At 43.9% G+C, this 23726-nt stretch carries 18 protein-coding genes; 9 read left to right on the forward strand and 9 right to left on the reverse strand.

The genetic code is table 11. From position 1 onward, the window contains the following. Positions 1-157 precede the first annotated feature (157 nt). The 5 genes from Q4549_RS01660 to Q4549_RS01680 all read left to right on the forward strand — a co-directional run bounded on the left by Q4549_RS01660 (position 158) and on the right by Q4549_RS01680 (position 7868). On the forward strand, positions 158-907 hold the full coding sequence (locus Q4549_RS01660; RefSeq protein ID WP_303552881.1) for a hypothetical protein: 750 nt from the start codon (positions 158-160) through the stop codon (positions 905-907). Next, the gene (locus Q4549_RS01665; RefSeq protein WP_303552880.1) at positions 900-2747 is read left to right on the forward strand and encodes an SLC13 family permease; all 1848 of its coding nucleotides are present in this window, start codon (positions 900-902) and stop codon (positions 2745-2747) included. Before Q4549_RS01660 ends, Q4549_RS01665 begins: the two co-directional genes overlap by 8 nt. After that, on the forward strand, positions 2747-3784 hold the full coding sequence (locus tag Q4549_RS01670) for a hypothetical protein (protein WP_303552879.1): 1038 nt from the start codon (positions 2747-2749) through the stop codon (positions 3782-3784). The genes Q4549_RS01665 and Q4549_RS01670 overlap by 1 nt, the downstream gene beginning before the upstream one ends. A gap of 27 nt (positions 3785-3811) precedes the next feature. Then, positions 3812-6649 carry an ABC transporter substrate-binding protein gene (locus Q4549_RS01675; protein ID WP_303552886.1) on the forward strand — a complete coding sequence of 946 codons (2838 nt, stop codon included), beginning with the start codon at positions 3812-3814 and terminating at the stop codon, positions 6647-6649. 64 nt (positions 6650-6713) lie between these two features. Beyond that, positions 6714-7868, forward strand: coding sequence for a DUF1835 domain-containing protein (locus Q4549_RS01680; RefSeq protein ID WP_303552878.1), 1155 nt, complete (start codon positions 6714-6716; stop codon positions 7866-7868). Positions 7869-7906: 38 nt separating this feature from the next. Here Q4549_RS01680 and Q4549_RS01685 read toward each other — a convergent pair whose 3' ends face one another. The 5 genes from Q4549_RS01685 to pabB all read right to left on the reverse strand — a co-directional run bounded on the left by Q4549_RS01685 (position 7907) and on the right by pabB (position 14819). Beyond that, positions 7907-9154, reverse strand: a complete 1248-nt coding sequence (locus Q4549_RS01685; RefSeq protein ID WP_303552877.1) for a catalase — start codon at positions 9152-9154, stop codon at positions 7907-7909. Position 9155: 1 nt separating this feature from the next. Then, a complete protein-coding gene (locus tag Q4549_RS01690; RefSeq protein ID WP_303552876.1) occupies positions 9156-11267 on the reverse strand; it encodes a di-heme-cytochrome C peroxidase in 2112 nt (703 codons plus the stop codon). A 154-nt stretch (positions 11268-11421) separates the two neighbouring features. After that, a complete protein-coding gene (locus tag Q4549_RS01695; protein WP_303552875.1) occupies positions 11422-12780 on the reverse strand; it encodes an L-serine ammonia-lyase in 1359 nt (452 codons plus the stop codon). 67 nt (positions 12781-12847) lie between these two features. After that, entirely contained in the window at positions 12848-13414 is a 567-nt protein-coding gene (locus Q4549_RS01700) for a CoA pyrophosphatase (RefSeq protein WP_303552874.1), read from the reverse strand. A 34-nt stretch (positions 13415-13448) separates the two neighbouring features. Further along, a complete protein-coding gene (pabB, locus tag Q4549_RS01705; protein WP_303552873.1) occupies positions 13449-14819 on the reverse strand; it encodes an aminodeoxychorismate synthase component I in 1371 nt (456 codons plus the stop codon). Between the two features lie 204 nt (positions 14820-15023). On the opposite strand from pabB, the gene Q4549_RS01710 reads away from it, so the two are divergent. Continuing rightward, positions 15024-16550: a fumarate hydratase gene (locus Q4549_RS01710; protein WP_303552872.1), complete on the forward strand. Its 1527-nt coding sequence runs from the start codon at positions 15024-15026 to the stop codon at positions 16548-16550. Positions 16551-16579: 29 nt separating this feature from the next. Here the strand turns inward: Q4549_RS01710 and Q4549_RS01715 are convergent, their stop codons facing one another. From Q4549_RS01715 to Q4549_RS01730, 4 genes are all read right to left on the reverse strand, one after another. Then, a complete protein-coding gene (locus tag Q4549_RS01715; RefSeq protein ID WP_303552871.1) occupies positions 16580-17035 on the reverse strand; it encodes a DoxX family protein in 456 nt (151 codons plus the stop codon). Beyond that, the gene (locus Q4549_RS01720) at positions 17019-17798 is read right to left on the reverse strand and encodes a DNA-binding domain-containing protein (RefSeq protein WP_303552870.1); all 780 of its coding nucleotides are present in this window, start codon (positions 17796-17798) and stop codon (positions 17019-17021) included. Before Q4549_RS01720 ends, Q4549_RS01715 begins: the two co-directional genes overlap by 17 nt. Continuing rightward, the gene (locus tag Q4549_RS01725) at positions 17791-18633 is read right to left on the reverse strand and encodes a DUF692 domain-containing protein (protein WP_303552869.1); all 843 of its coding nucleotides are present in this window, start codon (positions 18631-18633) and stop codon (positions 17791-17793) included. The genes Q4549_RS01720 and Q4549_RS01725 overlap by 8 nt, the downstream gene beginning before the upstream one ends. 73 nt (positions 18634-18706) lie before the next feature. Beyond that, positions 18707-18961 (reverse strand): DUF2282 domain-containing protein, encoded by a 255-nt coding sequence (locus Q4549_RS01730; RefSeq protein ID WP_137672921.1) that lies wholly within the window; start codon positions 18959-18961, stop codon positions 18707-18709. Positions 18962-19491: 530 nt separating this feature from the next. Between Q4549_RS01730 and Q4549_RS01735 the strand changes: the two genes are divergently transcribed. From Q4549_RS01735 to Q4549_RS01745, 3 genes are all read left to right on the forward strand, one after another. Further along, a complete protein-coding gene (locus Q4549_RS01735) occupies positions 19492-20094 on the forward strand; it encodes a hypothetical protein (protein WP_303552868.1) in 603 nt (200 codons plus the stop codon). A 247-nt stretch (positions 20095-20341) separates the two neighbouring features. After that, positions 20342-20968 (forward strand): TetR/AcrR family transcriptional regulator, encoded by a 627-nt coding sequence (locus Q4549_RS01740; protein ID WP_137672919.1) that lies wholly within the window; start codon positions 20342-20344, stop codon positions 20966-20968. A gap of 40 nt (positions 20969-21008) precedes the next feature. Further along, a complete protein-coding gene (locus Q4549_RS01745) occupies positions 21009-23333 on the forward strand; it encodes an acyl-CoA dehydrogenase (RefSeq protein ID WP_303552867.1) in 2325 nt (774 codons plus the stop codon). The last annotated feature ends 393 nt before the right edge of the window (positions 23334-23726 follow it).

Below are 23726 nucleotides of genomic sequence, written 5' to 3' on the forward strand. Positions count from 1 at the left end.
TTTCTATTAATAACAGTGATTGCAATTAAGTAACTCGCCTTTCGTTACATATTAATAACAAATACAAAATTCCATTTATGGTAACAATTAGCTAGTGCATTTTGGTTATATGCACGCAGTGGCAATGGAATTGCCAAGATAGATTTAGGGACAAATCGTGAAACCTTTAACAACCTCCGCAACGAGCTTGCTTTTAAGCCTCAGTGCGTTAGTTGGCTGTAGCCAACATTTAACGAACTTTGACAGCAACTACCAAGACGCAGTTGTTCAAGCTGCATTTCCAAGTAACCAAGATGTGAATCATAACTTGTTTGCTCTCAACCAACAAAATGAGTTGCTGCAATGGAACGAGCAAGGCGACAAAGTGTTGGTGGTGACTTGGAAAAGCCAACAAGCGATTGACCAGTTCATCTTACCTAACACCCACAGTTCAGAAAATCCAGACTATCCAATTTGGGTAAGCTTGGCGCCGCAGTTACGTCAGTTTTGCCAAATCTACGTTAAACAACATCCTGGTTTAGAGCAGGAACAATTAGCCTTGCGCTTAAAGCAATATCTAGGTCTTGACCCCAATTGGCATTACGACGCTATAGTGAGTCTGTATGTTAAGCCTGACGATCTATTTCGCCCTTGTGTTGACCCAGAAACTAACGATAGCAGTTGCCAATTAGAGGCAAGCACCATTACTGGTTCGGTAAAGGGGATAGATAACTACGCCAATTATTACCAACAATTATATTTCAAAAGCTTTCGAGCTTCGGCAGGCGTTCCTTGGACCGGCTTAGGTTACACCTTCGATTGGGGTAACCCTGCGTCTAGTCAAGGCGCAAGTGAATACATTTTGGTTCCCGGTGCTGAGTATCAAGTAAATGCGGTCACCGCTACGGAGCAATATTGCCATGAGTGATTCAGCGCAGTTACAAGCATTGGGGGATTTTCTCAAGGCAACGCCGGCCTTTGCTGGGTGTGATAAAGAAGATCTGGCACGGTTATTAGCAAATATAAGTATCGAGAAACTAGCTGCTGGCGAGCGTCTTTGTCATACCGGTGATACTGCAGATAAGCTTTATTATTTGTTAGAAGGAGAGCTAGAAACTACCAATAAAGACCAAATTAAAGGGCCTATTAGTGGTTTTTTTGGGGAGGAGTCAGCGCTCGGTATGCGCAGCTACATTTACGATATTGAAGTTGTTGATTGCGCCGAGGTAGTTGTGCTCCCGTTGGAAACAATAAAAACTCTGGTTAGGTATTCAAGCTTCAAGCAAAGTTTGCTAGATAGTTTTCACGCACGTTTAGCTGGGCAAACCCATGTAGAAGTAGATTTATCCAAACAGCCAGAAGTTGAGATTGGATATCGATTACTGATTGGTTGGCTGTTTGCTTTAATTACCCCAGTTATGATTTACATGGGCTTGCAATATAGCGACGAAGGCCTGCATCAAGATGCCATCTATTTTGCTTCCATTCTGGGCATATGCTCAATCATGTGGATATTTCGTTTACTGCCCGATTATGTGCCGGGTTTATTTGCGGTGCTAAGCGCGGTGTTGTTGGGGATTACCAGTAGCGAATCGGCCTTCTCAGGATTTTCAAGCAATAGCTTTTTTATGGCTTTAAGCATTTTGGGCTTAAGTGCGGTGATACGTTCTTCAGGCTTAAGCTATCGCATGTTATTGCATTTACTGTTAATTGGGCCAGCCTCAAAGATTTGGTACAACCTTAGCTTTTTTAGTGTCGGAGCGTTACTTACGCCAGTTGTGCCAACGGTGAATGGCCGAGTAACTATTGTTGCCCCTTTCTTAAAAGACTTGCTCAGTGGCGCTTCAAAAGAAGCTCGCGAACAAGAAGGGCCACGTTTAAAAGCCAGCTTGTTGTTTGGCGCGAGCTTACTGTCGCCTATTTTCGTGAGCAGCAAATCGGTTAACTTTATTGTGCTGGGTATGCTGCCTCAGCAAGTTCAGCAATACTTTCAATGGTTAGACTGGCTAATTGCCGCTGTGGTTTGTGGTTTAGTTTTGCTGTCACTTTATGTCATTGCACTGTGTTGGATTTATCGCAATAACCAAAACTTAACCATCCCTAAATCGATTAGTGATCAACAGCTAAAAACTCTGGGCCCGTTAAACCCCGCAGAATGGTCGTCTATTCTTGGTCTAATTGTGCTTATCGCCAGTTTACTATTTGCCAATATTCACAGAATAGAAGTGGCATGGGTTGCGTTGGCTATTTTGTTTTACTTGATGATGTTTGGCTTTCTAAACCCTAATCAATTTAGGCAAAAGATTGATTGGAGCTTTCTAGTTTTTCTCGGTTCTTTAATCGGTATGGTCGACATTATTCACCAAGTTGAACTAGACGTATGGCTGACCGGAAAAATTTATTGGTTAGCAGCTTATATGCAAGAAAGCTTGGCCTTATTTGTGGTCATGTTAGCGCTAATCGTGAGTTTAGTGAGACTGGTATTACCGATTAACGCCACCGTGGTCATCTTAGCGACCTTGCTTATCCCTGCATCGATTGAAGTTGGCGTTAACCCCTGGGTAATAGGGTTCTTAGTGCTGTTTCTTTCAGAAAGCTTTTTTTGGCCGTTTCAAGCGTCTTATTACATGCAGTTCCTCAGTTTAACCACTGGGGTGGTTAGCGACGACGAAGCCAAACTCATGAAGATGAATGTTGCAATCTACTTATTTAAGTTAATTGCGGTGTACGCCAGTATTCCTTATTGGCAAAGCATGGGGCTTATTTAATGAAAAAAATCTTATTAAGTATTGTGATGTTAAGCTTTTTGGTGGCCACCATTACCATCACATTAGTTGAGGGGGCGTCTCGCCCGCGGATTTTAATTTTACATAGCTACGATACCGACTACTCGTGGACTCGCACGGTTAATCAAGGCATTAAACGGGTGAAAACCGCGCATCTAAATGTGGATATTCGTTACCACTACATGAACACTAAAAATCAATCTAGTGAAGCGGCTAAACGCCGAGCTGCAGTGGTAGCCCATAGAGTTGTAGATTCTTATCTTCCCGATGTATTGATTGTTATTGACGATGACGCCCAGCGTTTAGTGGCGGTGGATTATTTAGACCGCCCTGAGTTACAGATTGTTTTTGCCGGTGTAAATGCCGAACTTGAAACTTACGGTTACCAAAATGCCAATAATGTAACGGGGATTTTGGAACGAAAATCAGTGTCGGCGATTAAAGAAGTATTGCGCTTGTTGGTGGAAGCTCAGCCTACGCCCGGAAAGTTAAATGGAAAGGTTATCTATTTATCTGATAAGTCTTCTTCTGCGAAACATGACGCGGATTACCTTGCCAAACAGCAGTGGGATCCGATTCTTTACCAAGGCCATTTGGCGGTGGGTAGCTTTGAGGAATGGAAGCAAACCGTGCTGTCTTTGGCTGGGCGTTATCAGTTTTTACTGGTTGGTGGCTACCGTAAGTTGTTAGGCGGCGAGGGTGGTGAGTTTGTATCTGCCGAGGATGTCGCACAATGGACCGAACAACATTCGCCTTTACCAATAATTGGCATTAATGCCTTTAATTCAGAAGACGGCATGATGCTGTCTATTGGCGCGTCTCCATTCGAGCAAGGAGAAGTCGCATTTACTCGCGCGATGCAGTTGGTGGATAAACCCTCTAATTTGGCACAAATGCCAGTAACAGTATCTAAGCAATACATTGTCGCGCTGCGCCGCGAGGCATTGCTTAAACGTGAAATCCAAGTGCCTAAAGTATTAGAGGCATTTGCTCGTGCTACTGATAATTATTTTGAATAAAAATAGCAAAGGAAGACTATTTTGACGATGAGATGGACCTTACGCAGACGCATGTTAGTACTGGGCTGCTTAGCGGTGTTAATCAGTGCTGTTGTGACCAGTTACGAAAACTTACAGCATTGGTTGAGCAACAGCAGTACCAACACTCTGGTATTAGCTGTTGTTGGGCCAATGACTGGGCCTGAAGCCGACAAAGGCTTGGCCATGGTGAGAGGCGCTGAACTATTTGTTAAACAATATAATCAGCAACGTTTAGACAGCCAAATAGCGCTGTCTGTTCAGCAGTACGATGATGCAAATAACATCGCCAAAGCTGAGCAAATAGCCAATCAATTTGTTAATAGCTCCAATGTTATAGCGGTTCTTGGCCATCGCGATTCTGATACCTCAGTTGAGGCAGCCAAAATTTATCAACGCATTGGTATGCCGATGATTGGCGCTTCCGCCACCGCACCTGAAATTACTCAAAACAATGATTGGGCGTTTCGCGTTATTCCAGATAACAAGCTACAAGGGCGTTTCGTAGCCGATTACATTGCCAGTTTGGCCAAAGACAAAGTTGTAATGATTTTTAGCAACGATAAATTTGGCGTATCCCTGGCCGATGCATTTTTAGCTCGCACCGACCTGTTTGGTATAGAAACTAAACCCTTTATGGTTGAACCAAGCAGTAACATTGAGAAGCAGGCCCACAAAATAAGCCGGGAAATTAGTCAATTTGGTCACACCGGCGCGGTGTTTTTAGCGGTAGGCGATGTTCAAGGTGAAGTATTAGTTAGCCAACTAAAACATCAACATCCTAACTGGACGTTTATTGGTAGCTCATCAATCGGTAAACAGAGTTTTCCAGAGCGGTTTAAACAGCGTAGCCAAGAGCAAGAAGTGTCTGGTTACTTCACTAATGGCATGTTAGCGGTTAGCCCCATGTTGTTTGATGTGGCCAGTGAATCTACTCAGTTGTTTTATCGCAATTTTCATCAAGATTTTGGGTATGAACCCAGCGGTGTGTCTGCAGCGTATTTTGACGCGACTACTATCGCCTCTGCAGCCTTAAGCGCAGCCATTGTTGATGTTGGCGGAACAGAGCTGTTTAGCCAAAAGAGCATATCAAGCCAACGTGCAGCGGTAAAAAATAAACTGGCAAGTTTTAACTCTCAAAGCGCGTCGGTGAGGGGGCTAACTCATTCCTTGTATTTTGACCATCAAGGAAATGTTCAGCGCCCCATGCAAGTAGGACTATTTAGTGGTGGGGCGTTTGTATCAGCGCCACTGCAGTTGCAAATTTCTCCCGAAAGTCAGCTCAGCACTCGCCGAACCGATGTGGTGTATACCGGAGTAGAGATGCAAAGCATTAATCAGTTCTCTACGCTAGACATGACTTTTCAGGCGAAATTTAAAATCTGGTTTAGAAATACCCCTGGTGTTAAAGCTGAAGACATCGTATTTCTAAATTCTGTGGGTGAGCTGGTGCTGTCTAAACCTATAGAATCTTCGTACACCAGTTTAAGTACTTACCAACTCTATCAAGTTGAAGGAACGTTTATTGCCGATGCAAAACCTGGCAGAGCAGCTTTTGGTGAGTATCAATTGGGAGTGAGCTTTCGCCACAAAACGCTGCCTAGAAGCGAACTCATTTATGTTTCAGATATTGTTGGCTTAGGCCAAACAAGCCTTCACAAAAACGTGAAAAACCAGCACAAGGTTCAATTCGATAATAGCCAATGGCGTCAAAAAGCATCACTGTCATTTCAAGATACCCTGCGTAAGCGAAGCTTGGGAGATCCAAAGTATCTGCACTCAGACAGACAAGCTGTGGAGTTTTCTCGATTTAACTCGGTAACGCCAGTTTATGAAAACGCCCTTAGCCTGCGCGGACGTATTCCTGCCCAATGGCAGCAAATCATCTTTTATACCAGTGTACTAGCATGGTTGTTATACGCTCTAGTACTTGATTTTAAGTTACTTGGTCAGTTGTCGAGAGCCTACGGCTTGGGCAATAAGCTACTTTACGCCTTATTTATCGCCTCGGCAGAACCGCTATTTTTAGATTGGTTGGCACAGGCTTATCCAAATACTAATCAATCATTTGCTAGCAACTGTTTTGATGTGCTGTGGTGGCTATTGTTCGCCTCAACTTTAGCGTTGTTAGTGGATGTATTGTTGTGGGATCCCATCGAGCGACGCAGTGGCCGCCAAGTGCCAAAAATTATGCGCCACTTTACACGAGGCATTACCTATATAGGTGCTGTATTTGCGATTTTGTCCTTCGTATATCAACGAGAGCTCACCAGCTTGTTGGCGACCTCTGGTTTGGTGGCAATGATTCTCGGTTTGGCATTGCAGTCAAACCTGGTGAATATATTTTCTGGGATTGCGATTAGTTTAGAGAAGCCGTTTAAGTTAGGAGATTGGATTAGCCTTGGTAGCTCTGGTGGGCCAATAGTGGGCGAAGTAATTGACATGAATTGGCGAACCACCAAAGTGAAAACAGCCGACAATACTTTGTATTCTATTCCAAATAATACCTTGGCAAATGCGAATTTAAACAATGTGAGTAGTAGTGGCCAAATTGTAACTGGTGGTTTTTCAATGTCGGTGAGTAAAGAGATTGAACCTCTTAACGTAATCCCTAAGATCGAAGCCGCTTTAATCGCCATTGATGCGGTAAAACGTGTCTATACCGATGTATCTAATATTGGCTTTGACACGGTTGATTACCAAATGAAATTGGTACATGGGGTAGACGACACCGCGCAAACGACCGACTTAGTGTGGCAAGCAATTTGGCGATTAGACAGTGAGCTAAAGAAAGAGTTAAGCGGCAACTCACTGCTTATCGATAATCAAACCGCTGAACAAGGCTAAGCTGATTGTACTTGAACAGGCGAGCTTGCTAAGGTAACTCGCCTGTTTAATTAGGAATTTCGTCGTGCAATTACATATTACCAATGGCGACTCTGTTGGCGACATGCTTGCTGAGTCATCACTACTTGATGGCCAAGTGCTTTGCTGGCGAGATGTCCTTCACGATGGTCCTATCATCGCTGCTGAAGGTGAAATTCACCTACAGGCTCGAGCTGATTTCATTTATCAGACTATGTTGTTAGACAGTCCATTTCCTCAAACAGAACTGACTAAAAATCAGATCTTGGAAAGCTTTCAACAGCGTCAGCAAATATTAGATAAGCTCGATAGCTTTAGCGAGATTGTGCTGTGGTTTGAGCATGATCTCTACGATCAATTGCAGTTGGCTGAATGCCTGTATCACCTGGCTAAGTCGCCGTCACTTATAGATAAAACGCAATTGATCTGTATTGGAGCGCACCCTGGTACAAGCTACTTCCATGGTTTGGGTAATCTGAATATTGCCCAGTTGGAAGCGCTATATCCTCAGCGCAGCGCATTAACCAAGGCGCAATTAAATTTGGGTAAACGGGTTTGGTTAACAATCGCCGAGCAATCCCCTCATGGTATTACAAATCTATTGAATGAAGATTTAAGATGTTTGCCGTTTATGGAAGAAGCATTGCTGCGTTTTGGCCAAGAGTATCCTTCTAGCTCAACCGGCTTAACCTTGACTCAACGCTATATTTTGCAATCGTTGGCCTCGCCATTCGCTGAGTTACCAATATTACTGGCTAACTTTGAAAGCAGTGAAAGCAGTGAAAGCATTGAAAGCGAAAAACTAAAAGCTAGGCAGGTAGAAACCACCACGCCGAGCGCAGCTGAGCGATACCAACAAGTAATGGCTAACCCTGATATTGCCTTAGCGCGTTTGTTTGTTAATGTTCAAACCTTAGAAAAGGCTACGTTCTTAGGGGATACTTGGTTGTGCAAAGACATTTTGTATCTCGCTAACTTGCAACCTGCATTCCTTACTATCGTTAACGCTAATTCGTCTCGATGGGATAATCATTCAAGTTATAAAATTACCGATGCAGGTAAACAAGCTTTAGCGGGTAAGCGGACTGTGCCTGCGGAGCAAATAGGCGAGATTTGGCGGGGAGGGGTAGCGATAAACCCGGCTAATAATTGGCGCTGGAATGACCATCAAAATTGTTTTGAGAAGATTCAAATACTCTGAATAAAAAAGCCTGATTAATATCAGGCTTTTTTATGGGTCTAGTAAGCTTGTTGCTTGCAATCGCTAGCGAGAGTTTCGCCATCGATAGATTTAGCGTTTTGGTCAAAACAGCGCGGTAATGGCCAGCTAGGTTTACTAACAATTAAGCCTTGGTTCTCGTCACACGCTTCACCATTTTCGCTTATACACCAAGAGCTAGGTTCTGGTGTAGGCACTTTATTTTGGGAATGACGATACTTAGACACCGCTTGATAAACCACACGCCGAGCCTTGTTTAAACTGCTTAAAGGTTCCCAGCCTTCTACTGCACGCCAAGGGTTCATTGAGATGTTTTCACAAAACTGTTGCTGCTGATCCGAGTATAAATACTGCGGGGGAATATTGATGGTGGCTACAGTGATAAACGGTGAGGCCTTTTCAGACCAAATCGCGGTGGCATCATCTACTGGCATGTAATGGCCAGGTACTTTCTCTTGAAGCATAAATTCAAAGCAAGCTCCGCCGTTGGCCAGTTGGGTCTCTAACTGTTTGCTTAAATAATCAGGATTCGATTTATCTACTTTGTTAGGGAAACTCATGCCAGAGCAGGGTTTAGTCGAGAATTTAATAGTGCTCTTACCGAGCTGGTAGGGCAACATCGAGAAATATTGTGCATTCAGTGGGGTATCAATCACTGATGAAACCGTCTGAATGGCGCGATAAAACTGCTTAGGGTGTAAGCGTGGCGGAAAGAAACTAATAAACCACTTGGTTCTTTCAAACTTAGCTAAATACAACATGTCATCAGCATAATCAAAAATGTTTCGATTAAAGAACGCAGGGGTATTGGTCATGATGAAATCTTGGTTGTGACTTTCGCCTAGTTCAGGAGCAATGGCTTTGCCGGGCACTCCCATCACCTTAACCGCCATGCCTCGCGCATCGCCTTTACTATCGGCTTGCACTAACATGTCTCCGTTAGAAAATCGGATCCATGCTTGGTACTGCTTATCGGCGTCGGCAAACATACCGGCTTTAAAGCGCTCTGGTATATCTGGGTTGATTGAGAAAGTGGCTCGAGCACAACCGGTTGCTTTTGCATGAGCATCTCGACGGTAGGGCAAGCCGTTATATTGCTCTGCACGTTTAGAGATTTCTCTCGCTGAGTTAATCGCCGACATTATTGCTTCTTGCTCGGGCTTGGTAATGCCCATTTCCTGGTACAAATCAGTCGCCGTTGCGCTGTTTAATCCAATAGCCAGCAAGCTCGCTGCAATTGTGCACTGAATGATAGGAGTCTTTTTCATCTTAATGCACCTTCACTGGGTTGTTTTTAGCAGCACTGAAACTGTCTAAACAGGCTTGCTGCTCTGACGCGAAAGTCGGCGCCTGTGTATAAGCTGACCAATCTAAAGGATCGCCGCCTAAGCGTTGAGTAAAGTCTGGATTACCCATCACTTTTAAGTATTCAAGAATGGCTGCTCGTTCTTCTACGCTGAGTAAGCGACCGATGCGACCGGGCATATCTACGTCGGTAAATAGGTGACCGCTATTACTGTTGCCCTTAATGCTGGTGTCGTGTTTAAAACTGCCAGGGCGTTTGTCTGTGACAAAACCTAAACGCTGAGGGTTATATTCTCTATCCCCCACATAAAACTGTTTAGGGCGCTCTCTAAGTGGCGAGAGTAGGTCATACAAAGTCGGCACAGAACCGTTATGTAAGAATGGCGGAGTTGCCCATACGCCATGTAATGGGCGCGGTTTGTAGGCGCGCATATTGGCAATACGGAAAGGCACGTTTAAACCGTCGTAATCAGCCACTAGTTCTTTGCTTATGCCATTATCTTGATACAGTTTAGGCACAAGACGATTGAGCAAAATCTGCAAGCCATCACCCGCATTAACGGGCTCTGAACCAGGAATGATTTTACTGCCATCGTAACGGTGATCCATGTAATTGTCGGCCGCAGTAGGATCGGTGCCGATAACACTGGTTTTCACCCAAGGCATTGCCCAAATTACTTTACGCCAGTCTTCTCGTACAGCCTGTTGACCAACGAAAGTAACATCGCCATCCATATCCCATTGCCAGTTAACGTCTATTTGATTATCTGGGTTCTGTCCCGCCTTACTGGCGACTTTCCACTGGTAAGGTTCAACTTTATGCGGGCCATGGCAGAACTGACATTGATCTAAGAAAAGCTCTTTTCCGTGAGTCGCTTTATCGAGGTCAATATTGCCGAGAATCTCTTCTGGCCAGCGAGGGGGCTCTAGTGAACGCAGCGTACCTTCAATACAATGCATACCAGCTAAATCGATGACCGACTCACCAAATTCCTCTGTTGTGAGCAACTCACCTTCATCATTGACTAACTTAATTGGCGCTAACACACCGAGGCTCTCGCCTACGTTGCGCGCCATCGCTTGATTAGTAAAGCCGGTGTATTGCACCCAATCAAAGCGCCAAATGTCCCAAAGGAAGGGGTAACTTACCGGGGCGTTTGCTACACGGTAGTTACTCGGCTCATCTAAGTCGTAACCAAACACAACGTTTGCAATACGTCCAACCGCATCAGTTCGACCTCGGCCTTCTTCAGTTGGGTAATATTTTGAGGCGCCAGCACCAGTAACAAATTGCTTAATGTTGCCTAAGAAGCCCCAAATCTGTTTGCGTAGTTGTTTTCGCAGTTCTGGGTCTTGGCCAACGACTCTGTCAGCAAAGCGATTCCATTTAACCGGGTTAATATAAGTGGCTACCACCGAGGCTGCTAAGGTTGTAATGAATTCGCCGCGTTTAGCATTTGAGATACTTTGAACCGCCTGTCCGCCATCAACTCGCAAGGCATTGCCTTTATAATGAAGCTCGCCGGTATGGCACATCGCACAGCTAAGATCTAAGCGCTCTTTACCCGATTTAGGGTCAATATGTCGACCTAAACCAACCGGTAAATTACCCGGATTTAGCGTAGTGGCCTGTTGCCCTGGTGATACAATAAAACCCCAGCCACGCATGTTGTCTGGGCTTGTCAGTAAATCTTTAGATAAAGGCAACTCTAAGTTAACGAACCAGTCGTATTCTAAACCTAATAGTTCGGTGCCTTGGGGGGTGTAGTAGTAACGTTCGCGCTGCTCGTTGCTCCAGCCTTTATTGAGGTAATGAACCTGATTTACCGTTTCTAAGGTTAAATTAGGTTTGAGAAAGGCTTTTAATGAGAAATAGCCGGCTAGCACAATAGCAGTGCTTAGAAAAGAATAACGTAACCATCGCGGGCCAAATGCTAACCAAACTTGCCATAGGGCTTTTAGTAAGCCTGATACCCAACGTATTACCGCCATGATCCCTTTAATGATGAGCTTAAAAGGAAAGGCCACAATTTTTAACACGAGCAAAAATAGCCCAGAGAGGAGCTGTAGTAGCATAGTTTCAAATCCATTTGTAATAATGCAAGCGGCCTGCATAGATGCAGGCCGATATGTTGTACAAATGTTATATTCTTTTAGTGCCAATTGCACTTAACTATTACTAAAACAAAGAGATAGCTCGAGTAACTAGATATTTACAGCAAAATTTCCATTAACATTCGATAATGTTTACTGCTAAGCCACCGCGCGCGGTTTCTTTATATTTACTCTTCATATCACATCCTGTTTCCCACATAGTTTTGATGGCTTTATCAAGCGAGACCTTGTGTTCGCCACTGCCGCGCAGAGCAAGACGAGCAGCATTGATAGCTTTTAGCGCTCCCATGGCATTACGTTCGATACAGGGAACTTGTACTAAACCGCCGATTGGATCGCAGGTTAGGCCCAAGTTATGCTCTATGCCAATTTCAGCAGCGTTTTCTATTTGCTCAGGATTACCGCCAAACATGGCAACCAAGCCTGCGGCAGCCATTGAACAAGCAACACCCACCTCACCTTGGCAGCCCACCTCAGCGCCAGAGATAGATGCATTGGTTTTATAAAGAGAGCCAATGGCGGTCGCAGTTAAGAAAAACTGATTAATCGCGTCTTGGTCGAGTTCTTGTACAAAGTTGTGATAGTAGTGCAACACCGCAGGAATGATTCCTGCTGCGCCATTAGTGGGGGCGGTAACCACTCGGCCGCCACCGGCGTTCTCTTCACTCACCGCTAGGGCATACAAGTTTACCCAGTCCATTACGTTTAAAGGGTCTGAACTTAAGTTTTGTTGGGAGGCCAGTTGGCGCTTCAAGCTTGGAGCTCGACGGGCGAGTTTTAAACCGCCAGGTAAAATACCTTCTTCACTTATGCCTCGTGCTACACACGCTTGCATAGTGTTCCAAATTTGCAGGGTATATTGGCTAATGGTGCGAGTAGAGCAGTGAACTTGCTCGTTGGCTGACACTACCGCCGCAATACTTTTGCCGCTTTCTTTGCAGCGAACTAGCAGTGACTCTGCGCTATCAAAGGGGTAGGGATAATTGTGCTGCTCAGCGTTAGTCGATTCGCCTTCTTCAATAATGTAGCCCCCACCAATAGAATAGTAAGTTGCGGTTACGGCTTTTCCGTTATCTAAATGCGCATGAAAACTTAGGGCGTTACTGTGTGCCGGCAAGTGTTTACGGCGGTGAAAAACAATGGCGCCGCTGTTACCAAAATTAACCAGTTTCTTACCAAGCAAATTAAGCTCTTCAGATTGTTCAACTTGCTGAAGCAAAGCATCTACTTTATCAACGTCTATGGTTTCTGGGGACTCACCCATTAAGCCCAAAATTACTGCTTTGCCTGTACCGTGACCTTTGCCAGTTGCGCCTAAGGAGCCATATAGTTCTACTTTAAGATAATCTACGCGGGCAAGCTCTTGTTGAGCTTCTAAACGCTCAGCAAACAGCTTTGCGGCTTTCATTGGGCCAACGGTGTGTGAACTAGAAGGACCAATCCCAATGGAAAAAAGGTCAAATAAACTTACCATTTCTAATCCTACTGCTAAGGCATGAATGTGATTAAGATGTTAATTCTGAGATTATAAGTATATTCAGTTATCTGCAACATTGAATGGCAAAATCACGCAATATTTTAGCGGTAGCTCCCCAAATTACATGTTTATCTACTTTTATAAAATAAACCTGCTCTTTATGGCCATTTCGCGTAAAGCGGTAGCTGTGGTAGTTAGTTAACTGCAGAAATGGGCGTAGCGGTAGTACCATTACTTGGGCTACTTCATCTTGGTTCAGCTTAAACAATAACTGTTCGGATGTGGTGGCTATAAACGGGCGTACTGCAAAATTGCTCACGGTGGTTTGCCGTGGTAACTGACCATGCAAGGTGAACACGTGCGCGGGAATACCAATTTCTTCTTCGGTTTCCCTTAATGCTGTATGAGCGAGGTTTATGTCTTTGGGATCTTGTTTGCCGCCAGGCAAACTTATTTGAGAGGGGTGGTGGCGTAAGTGTGCGCTGCGCTCGGTAAGCACAATCCTATCTTCTTCTCCTTGTTGGGAGATAATTGGTAACAACACGGCGGCAGCATGTTTTGCGCTTCGTTGGCTATCGGTATTGGCAAGTTGAAGTAGAAACCGCTGTAAATAATGTTGCATAACAGGCATTGGTGATAACTTCTCCTATTGGCTTAGAACAGTGTTACTCCAATACTGGTAAGATACGACTGAGTTTGTCAAAGATCTCTTGGTATTCACTGTCTACATTTGAGTCTACCACCACTCCGCCACCAGCCCAGCAGTATATCTTTTGATTTTCGCAAACGAGGGTGCGAATAGTGATGTTAGTATCCATATCGCCGTTGGCTGATATATAACCAATCGCCCCACAGTAGGCATTTCGTCGATTAGCTTCCAGCTCTTCAATGATTTGCATTGCTCGTATTTTGGGCGCGCCAGTGATAGAGCCACCCGGGAAACAAGCTGCTAACAGCTGCTCTGCTGAATATTGCTCCGCTAACTCTGCACGAATAGTACTAACCAAGTGATGAACCGCAGGAAAAGACTCTATGTCGAATAGTTTGGGAACAGATACGCTGCCGGGTTTTGCTACGCGACCTATATCGTTGCGCAACAAATCCACAATCATTAGGTTTTCTGCTTGGTCTTTCTCTGCGGCCTTTAACTCATCGGCAAGTTGCTTATCTAGAATGAGATCGCTACTTCGTGGCCGTGTTCCTTTAATTGGCTTGGTTTCTATTTGACCTTGCTTAAGGCTAATAAATCGCTCCGGGGAAACGCTTAATACACAACTTTGTGGAAGTCGCATAAAAGCTGAGAAAGGGGCTTGATTAGCCGCAATGAGACGTTGATAAGCATCTAATTCGCTACCTTGATAACTCGCTTCAAAACGTTGAGTTAAATTGATTTGATAACAATCGCCACTGAGCAAATAACGCTGCACTTGCGCAAACTTAGCTTGGTACTCAGCTTGGCTTGTATTACAGCGCCATGAACTGCTTAAGTTAAAAGCTGGTGTTTCTTGGCAGGTTTGAATACTTAACCACAAAGCACGTTCTTTTAAGCGCGCTTCTGCTTGTATTTGATCGCCAAGATCATGCCATTGAATGAGTGTAGTCTGTTGTTTTTCGTGGTCAAAAATAAGAGCCCAGTCATAAAAACCAACTGCCATATCTGGGGTGTTAAGATCTTGAGTGATTTGCTCGGGAAGTGTTTCCAAACTGCGGCCTAAATCGTAAGACCACAAGCCCATCGCGCCACCAACAAAAGGAAAGTCTGTGTCGTTTGTTTGCGCATTGGAAAACAGTTGTTCTCGCAGCTCTTCTAATAATTCAAAGGGGGCTTTTGTACTTTGATAGTGTTGCTCGCCGAGGCTTACCTGTGAAACGCCTGCTTGATAAGCAATAGTGGCGATAGGATCGGCCACTAGAATATCGAAATGGTTATTCTCATGAGAATCGGCAGCCGATTGTAAAAAGCAGCACCATTGTTGTTGGGCGAGTTGCTCAAACACGATTTTTGGCTGAATAGGAAAAGTTTTACTAACAATCATATAGGCAGTTTAAGGTGACCGTTCACTAAAGGGTTTATTGATGTAGAGAAAATGTAAAAACTTAGCTTAAGGTTATAGCAGGCTTAATGGCGCAAGGGTATCATAGGCGATGAAGGATAACGACTATAACCCTAACAGCCTTATAAGCAGCCTAAATAAAAGCTGTTGAAAATAAAGGCAATAATAAGGAAACGTGGAGACTTTATGACCATCATCCGTAAACAGGACTTCATTGACAGTGTTGCTGAATCACTGCAATTCATTTCGTACTATCATCCCATCGATTTTGTTACAGCCATGGCCGAAGCTTATGAAAAAGAGCAAAGCGTTGCTGCTAAAGACGCCATTGCTCAAATTCTTATTAACTCTCGTATGTGTGCTCAAGGCTTACGACCGATCTGCCAAGATACCGGTATTATTACCGCGTTTGTAAAGGTAGGCATGAATGTACAGTGGGAAAGCGATTTAACGGTTCAAGAGATGGTGGATGAAGGCGTTCGTCGCGCGTATACCAACCCAGACAATCCTTTACGTGCATCGATTGTTGCCGACCCTAATGGCGCGCGTAAAAACACCAAAGACAATACCCCTGCAGTGGTTCACATTGATTTGGTAGCTGGCGATAAAGTAGAGATTATGGTGGCTGCGAAGGGCGGTGGTAGCGAAAACAAATCGAAGATGGTGATGTTAAATCCTTCTGATTCGGTGGCTGAATGGGTGCTTAAAACACTACCTACTATGGGCGCAGGCTGGTGTCCGCCTGGCATGGTTGGTATCGGTATTGGTGGTACGGCTGAGAAAGCCGCTGTGATGGCGAAAGAATCGCTAATGGACCCGGTAGACATTCAAGATTTAATCGCAAAAGGCGCAGAGAATGCAGACGAAGAACTGCGTTTAGAATTAATGGATGGCATTAATAAACTGGGCATTGGTGCTCAAGGTTTAGGCGGCCTAACCACAGTATTAGACGTTAAAGTTAAATCTTGCCCAACACACGCTGCATCTAAGCCTGTGGTGATGATCCCTAACTGTGCGGCAACTCGCCATGCACATTTCCACTTAGATGGCAGTGGCCCAGCAGTGCTTACCCCACCTAAGTTAGAAGACTGGCCAGAAATTACTTGGGATGTTGGCGACAACGTGCGTCGGGTAGACGTAAACACAGTAACTAAGGAAGATATCGCTAGTTGGAAGATGGGTGAAACGGTATTGCTAAACGGCAAAATCTTAACTGGCCGCGATGCCGCCCATAAACGTATCAAAGAGTATTTGGAGCAGGGTAAACCATTCCCTAACGGGGTTGATTTCAACGGGCGCTTTATTTACTACGTTGGTCCTGTCGATGCGGTGGGAGACGAAGCGGTAGGGCCCGCGGGCCCTACAACTTCCACTCGTATGGATAAGTTTACCGACATGATGCTAGAAGAAGCGGGCTTGTTAGGCATGATTGGTAAAGCTGAACGTGGCCCTGCTACTGTAGACGCGATTGCTAAACATCAATCGGTGTATTTAATGGCGGTAGGTGGCGCAGCTTACTTAGTGTCTAAGGCCATTAAAAAAGCAAAAGTAGTCGCCTTTGAAGACTTAGGTATGGAAGCTATTTACGAGTTTGAAGTTGAAGATATGCCGGTGACTGTGGCAGTTGATTCAGTCGGAAACTCTGCCCACCAACAAGGTCCGGCCATTTGGAAAGCTAAGATTGAAGAGTTAGATGCAAAACTAAGCCAATAAACCCGCTTAGTTTTGCAAGGTAAAGCAGCTTAGGCTGCTTTTTTTTGTGCCATTTTTTTGTTTAATAAGCAATCGGCAGAGAAAGGACCCGCTCCCCAAATTACGTTGATAAGAATCATTAAACCCCAAAGTTGGTGGTCGAAAAAACCGCCTGGCCACAATACTGGGTAAGACACCACCGCAATGATGTTAAAGAAGAATAATTTGAGGGCGAAAATACGAGTAAATAAGCCCAGCACCAAAAATATGGGCAGTATTAATTCTGCCGCAGTGCCCAAATAAGCCGCTAGCTCCCAAGGCAAAATAGGCACTTGGTATTCTTCTTCAAACAAATAGAGGGTGGAATCCCAGCTACTAAATTTTAAGTAGCCTGAGCGAAAGAATACGATAGCGACCCATATTCGAGTAAAAGTGAGTAATAAGGGAATAAGTACCGCTTGCATTAATGCTACGGCTTTTAAATAAAGGTTATAAATTGGCATCATGGGACTCTCCTATCGGCGATGCAAAACTAAAATGGGATATACGCTGATGTTGAATTGCGTCGCCAAGCAAAGGTTCTAACTCTGCTAGGCAATCAGCCGGCAGCTGTCCAAGAGGCAGGCCTTGTTGGCTATGTTTGAGAAACGCAAAAGCAGTTGCTGAAACCTGTTCTATTTGCACTTCAAAATTGGCTTGTTTCGTTAGTAAAATATGATCGTGTTGTTCTAGCTCTACCTGTTCAACTTGGTCATGTTGCACCATTTGGTAGATGGTAAAGAGGGGAAATTCGCTAGCGAGTAAAGATTGGTGAGGCGCTAGGTGTAATACAGCGTTGCCCAGTTGCTCAGCCGTAATGCTTTGCAAATCGGCTATTGAGAATGTTGATGTGGGTATTGCTTGCCCAGCGGTTTGTTCGATATGCCAATCTAACAAGGCAATATCAGGTAAGTAGGGCAATGCGTTTAGTGCTTCTTGAGCTTGCAAAAACGTGTTAAAACCTTCTCCAAACAAGTTTAGATCACCTTGGTTATGGCCGTGTTGCAAAATAAAGGCTTTAGCGCAGTGTTTAAAGTAATCCTCACCTACCAGTTTTTCAACGGTTGGGTAGGTGGCGCGTAAAGCCTCACTCAAACTCAACACATAGTTGTTTTGATAAATTTGAATAGATTCTTCGGCACTTAAGGTATTGGCCGCCAGATCGTTACCTAACAAATTGTTTTCTCGGTTTAATGACTCGGCGAAGCGTGATTGTAATTGTTTAAGCACAACTCACCTCGTTAAGGCTTTGGTCGATACCTTTAGCGGTATTTACTTCATTTACTAATACGCTAAGCTCGGGAAAATCGCTGTCCCATTCAATAAGGGTAGGGATTGTGTTAGCAAAGTGCTGTTGAAAATAACGATAAAGTTGCCATATCTCTTGATGTACTTTTTGGTTATGACTATCAATGAGTACGGTTCTATCACCAATAACTTTTGGCGTAAATCCGGCTAAATGAATTTCTTTTACCGCGTTAATATTTAACTGCTCAAAGTAAGCCTTAGTGTCCCACGCTAGGTTGTGCGCGCTAACATAAACGTTGTTAATGTCTAACAACAAACCGCAACCAGTAGCTTGTACTAATTGGTTTAAAAACTCAGGTTCATGAATATGACTTTCGTGGTAAGCCAAATATGCTGACGGATTCTCAATCAATAGCTGCCTACCCAAAAAGTCTTGAGCTTGATTAACTCGACTAATAAACAACGCTAAGCATTCTTCGGTGTAGGGGAGTGGTAACAGGTCGTTATAATAACGCCCATTAACACTGCTCCAGCTTAAATGTTCAGAAACGATAAAAGGATTAACATCATCGATTAATGCTTTTAGCTTTTCTAAATGGTGTTGGTTCAACGGATCTGTAGAGCCTAATGATAGACCCACGCCATGCACACTAATTGGGCTATGCTCAGCAATACGTTTGAGCAGATGATAATCGTAAGAGTGCGGGTTGAAGTAGTTTTCAGCATGGACTTCTAACCAATCAATATCTTGATTTTTGCTTAAAAGCTGCTCTGCATACGCCGAGCGTAAACCTAGGCCATATTGTTTTTTCATCATAGGGTATCGTTTAAAACAGAAGAGGAGGGAGGTGCTGCCAAACTAACCTAAGTTAGTTTGGCAGGGGAACAAATTAGCTAGACTCTTTGCTGCTTCCAGCTAATTTGTCACATAAACCTTTTGGTAACACTACAAATGCATCTGATTGGTTGTCAGACGTTGCAGTACCGGCACATGAACTGGTTTTAGTGGCACAGTCGTTTTTACCTGCTTTGGCTACTCCGTAGCATTTCTCTTTACCGGCCGCAACGGCAGGTGTAGCGGTAAGAGTACCCAATGCGATTAAACCAGTTACTGCTGTTGCGATTGCGATATTTGAAGTTTTCATAAGATTTCCTTTATCAGTAGTTGTTGCGCTTGTTACAACTTGTTTACTTAGTTGTAGCTAATGAAACCGTATTACTAAAGGAAAAATTTCACGCCATTTATAAAAAACTGACAATTAATATTTATTTAGTTGCTGTATTTATTCGTAAAAAATCGCTTAAGCCCAGTAACAGTATGGGCTTTCACTATATTAATAAGAAGCCAATATTTTTTATAATTTGTCACCCAGCTTTTTGCTAGGGGTGTAGTTGCTGCCAAAAATTATTCAGTTTTTAAGCCGTGCAACGTTACATATTTGTAATTAGTGATGAGACCATAAGAACGCTCACCCGGTGTAAAAGAGGTAGTTCTAAATAAAGATGAATCTTTATAGGTATGACCTGTCTTAACTTGGTGGCAAAAGGCTGAACTACTCATTGATGCTAAGCCGCTGAAAGGAAATGATTAACCACCCGAAAATGTAACAATAATCGTGCTTTTTAGTTTCATTTAGTTAATCATGTCAACATACAAGCTTTATAGGTTTAATTCATGAAAAATGTTCTTTTATTTAGTGCGGTAGCAGTGTTGATCAATGGTTGTGTTCCTGTTCCTGATGATAGCCAAGCGCAGCGCAGTGGGCAGCAATACCGAGACACCATTATTGTTAATTCTGAGCCTGGATTTACCCTAAGCAAAAACCAAACTGTTTGCAGCCACCCTTTATTAGAAGAAGCCTTACGTAACCCTCAGCGATCTGATGTTCAAGCCTATGACAAAATCCACGTGGCGCTAGAACAAAAATTTACCAGCCTAGGCATAAACTACCAAACCACGGCCAATCAAGACTGTGATTATTGGATGGCTTTTGCGTTACCGACTAGCCAAAAATTAAGTGATGAACAATTAATGACCTTGTTTGGTGTATCGCCGGGTTTAGCAGATGACGGCAATGACCAGTTTCAGCGTGCGACGTTAATGATGAGTTTGTATACCGCTCAATCTAATTACCAAATGTGGCAAGTGAGTCTGCAGGCGTTTGCTGAAGTTGAAGAGGATGAGATGGGGCGTCGACAAATTGCCCTTAAGCCTGAAGGCGTGGACTACGCAATCAATCGCGTATTTACCTATTTAGAGATAAAAGACAACGAGTAAACCGCAGACAAAAAAAAGCCCAGCTACAGGGGGCGCTGGGCGTTCAATTTAAGTATTTAATTGCAGTGGCATAGATTAAGACCCTGCGTTTCAAATATAGTTTCAAATTATTTGATTTTTTTCTTAAAAAAATACAAGTCCAGTTCTCGTTTTTAGTTTCACTCTTAAATTATCCACTGTGAATGATTGACATCTGCAGACCTTAAACGTAGATTTTAAACAGGTGTTTTATTTTTAAGGTGTCATAGTGAGACAAGGAACTAAAAGTAAGATCCTCGATGCGGCTGAACGCTTGTTCGCTGAACGGGGTTTTGCCGATACCTCATTGAGGTTAATTACTTCCCATGCTGAGGTGAATCTAGCTTCGGTAAATTATCATTTCGGTTCGAAAAAAGAACTTATTCAAGCAGTGTTGATGCGTTATCTCGAGCAGTTTATGCCTTTAGTAGATAAAGCAATGCAAGAACATATAGAAAGCGCTACGCCCCCCAATCTCGATCAAGTTTTTTCTTCATTCATCGATCCATTACTAGAAATGAACCAAGTGAAGAAACACGGTACTGCCATGTTCCTACTATTATTAGGACGAGGCTATACCGATAGCCAAGGGCACTTGCGTAAGTTTATTACTCATCATTTCGGCGAAGTATTAAGCCGTTTTCAAGATGCAGTTAGGCTAGCTTACCCAGAGCTTTCTGATAGCGACATATTTTGGCGTTTGCACTTTACCCTAGGCACGGTGGTATTCACCATGGCGTCGAGTACAGCATTAAAAGAGATTGCTAGCGCAGATTTTAACGAAGAATTGAACACAGAAGGTTTGATTCGAAAAGTAATCCCCTATCTGGCTGCCGGTGTCGGTGCGCCAACCTAAACAATAAAAACTATAAAAGTACGTGAAATAAGGAAGAGCCATGACTATTTTGTTGATGTTAGTAACTGCCCTGGTAGTGCTTTTGTGCATACCAGATACGCGCAAAAAACTGGTGACTAGACCGGCATTTAAAGTATTTAAGAAAATCTTACCGCCACTTTCTCAAACCGAGAAAGAAGCGATGGAGGCTGGCTCGGTATGGTGGGACGGCGAATTGTTTGGCGGTAAGCCAGACTGGAACAAACTACACAGTTACCCAAAGGCAACGCTTAGCAAAGATGAACAGGCCTTTATGGATGTTCAGGTTGCTACCTTACTAGACATGCTTGATGATTTTGATATCGTGCAAAATCAACGAGACTTACCTAAGCAAGTATGGGACTACCTTAAAACCGAAGGGTTTTTCGCGCTAATTATTCCTAAAAGCTACGGCGGTAGAGAATTCTCTGCTATTGCAAACTCAACCATCGTAAGCACCATTGCTACACGTAGCCTTTCAGCTGCAGTAACCGTTATGGTACCTAACTCTTTAGGCCCCGGTGAGTTATTACTTCACTATGGTACTCAAGAACAAAAAGATCACTGGTTACCAGGTTTAGCCGATGGTACGCATGTACCGTGTTTTGCTCTTACAGGTCCTGAAGCAGGATCTGACGCTGGCGCCATTCCAGATAAAGGCATTATTTGTAAAGGTGAACATAACGGCGAAGAAGTAGTAGGTATTCGCTTAAACTGGAACAAACGCTACATTACTCTAGCGCCCGTTGCTAGTGTGCTTGGTTTAGCCTTTAAGCTATATGATCCAGAAGGATTAATTGGCGATAAAGAAGAACTTGGCATTACTTGTGCGCTAATTCCTACGGATCATCCTGGTGTTCGCACGGGTGACCGTCACTTCCCGTTAGGCCTAGCATTTATGAATGGTCCTACGTTTGGTGAAGAAGTATTTATTCCCCTAGATTGGATTATTGGTGGTGCAGATTACGCAGGTAAAGGCTGGCGTATGCTGGTTGAGTGTTTGTCTGCTGGTCGCGGGATTTCACTTCCTGCACTTGGCACCGCGGTTGGGCACATGAGCTCACGTACTACCAGTGCTTATGCCTATGTGCGTAAACAGTTTGGCTTATCTATTGGTCGCTTTGAAGGGGTAGAGGAAGCTCTCGCTCGTATCGGCGGAATGACCTACCAACTAGAGGCTGCTCGCCGCTTAACTGCCGGCGCCCTAGATCTAGACCAAAGCCCAGCAATTGTTACGGCAATTGCTAAATACCACATGACCGAAATGGCGCGTACTGTCTTAGACGACGCAATGGACATTCATTCTGGCCGTGCCATTCAACTTGGCGCAATGAACTATCTTGGCCATGCGTATAACGGCGTACCGGTGGCAATTACCGTTGAAGGGGCGAATATTCTTACTCGCAACTTGATGATCTTTGGACAAGGTGCCACTCGCTGTCACCCCTATGTGCTTAGAGAGCTACAGGCAGCCGCTAACCCAGATGAAGAAGCAGGTTTAGCCGAATTTGATAGCTTGTTATTGAAGCATATTGCTTTTGGTGCGGGTAACTTCGCGGGTAGCTTATTCCAAGGCTTAACCGGCGCTGCATTTAACTCAAGCCCTGTTTCTGGTGATACCGCTGTTTATTATCGCCAGCTAACTCGCATGAGCCGTGGTTTAGCACTGTGTGCTGACATGTCTATGCTGATTTTAGGTGGAGATCTTAAACGTAAAGAGCGTATTTCTGCGCGCTTAGGCGATGTACTTAGTAACTTGTACTTAGCATCTGCAACCTTGAAACACTATGAAGACCAAGGTCGCCCTGCTGAAGATTTACCTTTTGTAAAATGGGCTGTAGAACGTAACTTGCACGAAATTGGTATTGCCTTTGAAGGTTTCTTCCAAAACTTCTCAAACCGCGTAGTCGCTCGAGTACTTAAAACTGTCGTGTTCCCATTTGGTAACCGTTTTAAACTTGCTGATGACCAAGTAGGTCACCAAATATGCGAAACGATGATGACGCCTGGAGCCGCTCGCGAGCGCTTAAGTCATTTGTGTGTTACCAATGGTGGAGAAGGGGACGCGGTAGCGATTATCGAACAAGCCTTTTTGGCCATGTACAAAGTTCGTCCATTAGAGCGTAAGATTGCTAAGGCGCAAAAAGCCGGTCAATTACCGCGTAAAGTGGCCTTAGATGAAATTGTAGAAAAAGCATTAGCACAAGATGTGCTGACTCAAGAAGAAGCTACAAACCTACTTGAAGCAGATAAGCTACGTTATGCTGCTATTCAAGTGGATCACTTTGAATCTGGCGTATTAGAAGCTAAAAATGCACCGATTGAATCCGAAGTTAACGTAGCTTAGCTTTACAGCAATTTATAGAAAAAGGATGCCTTAAGCGTCCTTTTTTATTGCCTGTGTACCTTGCTAAATATGGTTGCCAAGTATCTAATTTGAAATTGGAGAGTGTTTTGTAAACAACTAGTCTACGTATTTAAAAAGACTATTCTGTGCCTCTAAATTGGCAGTTTCTAATTAAGCCGATAAATGCAAGATGACTTATCGACAAGCTTAAGAGCATTTCAAAGCCGTGATTTGTTGGATGCAATGAAGCAAGGTTCTAGTCTCGTTTTGACGTTTGGTTATGGGTACAATACCACGCAACTGAGTCAGTCGATTCAAATTGGCTAGCCCTATCTTCCCCCAAATGGATTCAGGATTGCGAAAACCGCGTTATGAGCAGTGGAAGCACGTTAC

The organism is Agarivorans sp. 2_MG-2023, assembly GCF_030548085.1.
Lineage (GTDB): Bacteria > Pseudomonadota > Gammaproteobacteria > Enterobacterales > Celerinatantimonadaceae > Agarivorans.